This is a genomic window from Nocardioides sp. CPCC 206348 (assembly GCF_048654705.1).
Taxonomy (GTDB): domain Bacteria; phylum Actinomycetota; class Actinomycetes; order Propionibacteriales; family Nocardioidaceae; genus Nocardioides.
On sequence record NZ_JBMCZA010000156.1, the window covers coordinates 52,771 to 56,057 of the forward strand.

At 69.8% G+C, this 3,287-nt stretch carries 3 protein-coding genes; 2 read left to right on the plus strand and 1 reads right to left on the minus strand.

What is annotated here, in order from left to right; all coding sequences use genetic code 11:
* Positions 1 to 135: 135 nt before the first annotated feature.
* Complete coding sequence (locus ACOADB_RS11340) at positions 136 to 1,011, plus strand: Bax inhibitor-1/YccA family membrane protein (protein WP_378598266.1); 876 nt, start codon at positions 136 to 138, stop codon at positions 1,009 to 1,011.
* A 12-nt stretch (positions 1,012 to 1,023) separates the two neighbouring features.
* Here the strand turns inward: ACOADB_RS11340 and ACOADB_RS11345 are convergent, their stop codons facing one another.
* Positions 1,024 to 2,097 carry an SGNH/GDSL hydrolase family protein gene (locus ACOADB_RS11345; RefSeq protein ID WP_378598268.1) on the minus strand — a complete coding sequence of 358 codons (1,074 nt, stop codon included), beginning with the start codon at positions 2,095 to 2,097 and terminating at the stop codon, positions 1,024 to 1,026.
* Positions 2,098 to 2,133: 36 nt separating this feature from the next.
* On the opposite strand from ACOADB_RS11345, the gene ACOADB_RS11350 reads away from it, so the two are divergent.
* Positions 2,134 to 3,287 (plus strand): cystathionine beta-synthase (locus ACOADB_RS11350; protein WP_378598270.1); only part of this gene is annotated, 1,154 nt, incomplete at its 3' end.

The following is a 3,287-nucleotide window of genomic DNA, read 5'->3' on the forward strand; positions in this document are numbered from 1 at the left end:
TCGGCTCCGACGTCGTCGTCCAGATCACGGCACGCTGAAGGGCCCCGCGGGAACGTTCCTGCCCGGTTGGGCGTTTTCCCATCATCGAGCCGCCTAGACTGGCGGTACAGACGACAGCGTGACCAGACAGCCACCGTGGCAGTCCGGCAGACGCGCAAGCCTGCGGAGGAGATCATGCGCAGCAACAACCCGGTGTTCAACCGCTCGGAGGAGTTCAACCGCTCCGGCGCCGCCGCCTACCAGGGATTCGGCCAGCAGCAGTACGACGGCTACTCCCAGCCCGGTCACGTCACCACGGAGTCGCCGCAGGGCGGGCGCCGGATGACGATCGACTCGGTCGTCCAGTCCACCGCGATCACGCTGGCCGTCACGGTCGTCGTCGCCGCTGCCACGTGGTTCCTCACGCCTGACATCAACAGCGACGAAGCGATCGGCACGCTCAGCGCGGCGCTGATCATCGGTTCGGGTGCTGCGTTCATCCTGTCGCTGGTCAACTCGTTCAAGCGCGTCATCAGCCCGCCGCTGGTCATCGCCTTCGCCGTGGCCGAGGGTGTTGCCCTCGGTGCGCTGAGCAAGTTCTACGACGCGATGTTCCCCAGCGACCAGTTCGGCGGCGTCGTCGTCCAGGCCGTGGTCGGCACCTTCGCTGCGTTCGCGGGCACGCTCGCGGCGTACAAGTTCTTCGACATCAAGGTCGGCGACAAGTTCCGCACGTTCGTCATCGCAGCGATGTTCGGCATGGTGGCGCTCAGCCTCATGGAGGTCGTGCTCGGCCTGTTCGGCAACGGACTCGGCCTGTTCGGCTTCAGCACGATGGGCCTGGTCTTCGCCATCGGTGGCCTCGTCCTCGGTGTGTTCATGCTGATCCTCGACTTCGACTTCGTCGAGCGGGGTGTGGCCGCTGGCCTCCCCGAGCGCGAGTCGTGGCGTGCGTCCTTCGGACTGCTCGTCAGCCTGGTCTGGATCTACACCAACCTGCTCCGGATCCTCGCGATCCTCCAGCAGGACTGATTCGCCCGGCGACTACGCGTCGCCGTCGACGGCCTCCGGCCCACCACTGGTGGGTGCGGAGGCCTTCGTCGTCTCGTGGGCCATTTCGTGGGCCTCGGGTGCCTCGCCGGGCACGTGCTGGCGGCTGCGGCGGTGCCGCAGCTCGACCCACAGGCCACGGACGCCGGCCCGGAGCCCGCCGATCTCGGTGCCGTCCAGCTCCGTGCCGGGCTCGTTGACGGCCTGGATCGCGGCCCGGCTGACCGGGAGCACGCCTTCGCCTCGGAACGCCTCGAGCTCGGTCTCGGCTGCGGGCACCTGTTCCAGTGCGGCCAGGACGGACGGGATGAGGACCCCCGCCAGCGCCTTGTAGCCCTCCACGGACGGGTGGAACTGGTCGGGACCGAACAGCAGAGCAGGGGCGGCCGCGAACTCCGGGCCGAGCACGTCGCCGAGCGAGACCGTGCGGGCACCGGCCTGGATCACGGCGATCGTCTGCGCCGCGGCGAGACGGCGTGACCACGCCCGGGCCACCTGGCGAAGCGGGGGAGCGATCGGCTGGACGGTGCCCATGTCGGGGCAGGTGCCGACGACGACCTTCGCACCGGCATCCATCAGGCGTCGTACGCCCTCGGAGAGGTAGCGCACCGACTGGGAGGGCCGCATCGTGTGGGTGACGTCGTTGCCACCGATCAGGATCACGGTGACTTCGGGCTCGATCGGAAGTGCCCGGTCGACCTGGCGGGCGAGGTCGGAGGACTTGGCGCCGACGACGCAGAACTCCTTGAGGTAGACCCGCCTGTTGGCGTGCTCGGCGACGGCCGTGGCGATCAGCGCACCGGGCGTCTCCTCGACCCGGTCGACGCCGTAGCCCGCTGCGCTCGAGTCACCCAGCAGGGCGATCTTGATCGCCGGTCCGGGGCGGCCGCGGCCGTACCAACCGGTCGCGTCCGGCGGCGGTTCCTCGCGGGCCGGGCCGATCGTGCGGCGGGCGAGCTTGGCCTCGGCACTGAGGACGCCATAGAGACCGGCGCCGAGTGCGGACAGGCCACCTCCGCCGTAAAGGGCGGCGGCGGCCAGCTTGCGGGCGGCGGCGGCTTTGCTCACGCGCCAACCTTACGGAGCGGCGGCTACGGTGAGGCCATGGAGTACGTCGAGTCATTGCTGCAGCTCATCGGGAACACCCCGCTCGTCCGGTTGAACAAGTGCCTGGACCTGCCCGGTGACGGGCCGCTGGTCCTCGCGAAGGTCGAGTACCTCAACCCCGGCGGGTCCGTGAAGGACCGGATCGCGAGCCGGATGATCGAGGCGGCCGAGGAGTCCGGTGCCCTCAAGCCGGGCGGCACGATCGTGGAGCCGACGTCGGGCAACACGGGTGTCGGCCTGGCGATGGTCGCGCAGCAGAAGGGCTACAAGTGCATCTTCGTGTGCCCGGACAAGGTCAGTGAGGACAAGCGCAACGTGCTCAAGGCGTACGGCGCCGAGGTCGTCGTGTGCCCGACGGCCGTCGCCCCCGAGCACCCCGACTCCTACTACAACGTGAGCGACCGACTGGCCTCGCAGCCGGGCGCCTGGAAGCCCGACCAGTACTCCAACCCGCACAACCCGCGCTCCCACTACGAGGAGACCGGCCCGGAGATCTGGCGCCAGACCGAGGGACGGATCACGCACTTCGTCACCGGCATGGGCACCGGCGGCACCATCAGCGGCGTCGGTCGCTACCTCAAGGAGCAGAACTCCGCGGTCGAGGTGGTCGGCTCCGACCCGGCCGGTTCCGTCTACTCCGGTGGCACCGGTCGCCCGTACCTGGTCGAAGGCGTCGGCGAGGACTTCTGGCCCGAGACCTACGACCGGGACGTCGCCGACCGGGTCATCGAGGTCTCCGACGCCGACTCGTTCGCCTTCACCCGGCGACTGGCCCGCGAGGAGCAGATGCTCGTCGGAGGCTCCTCCGGCATGGCGGCCTTCGCCGCACGTCAGCTGGCGCACGAGCTGGCCGCCGAGGGCAGGACCGACGCGATCATCGTGGTGCTGCTGCCCGACTCGGGCCGCGGCTACCTCAGCAAGGTCTTCAACGACGACTGGCTGGCGCAGTACGGCTTCAGCACCGGCCAGCCCGCCCCGGCCCGGACGGTCGGCGAGATCCTGCACGGCAAGACCGGGGGACTCCCTGCCCTGGTGCACACGCACCCGAACGAGACCATCGCCGAGGCCGTGGCCATCCTGCAGGAGTACGCCGTCTCGCAGATGCCGGTCGTGCGCGCCGAACCGCCGATCGTGGCCGCCGAGGTGGCCGG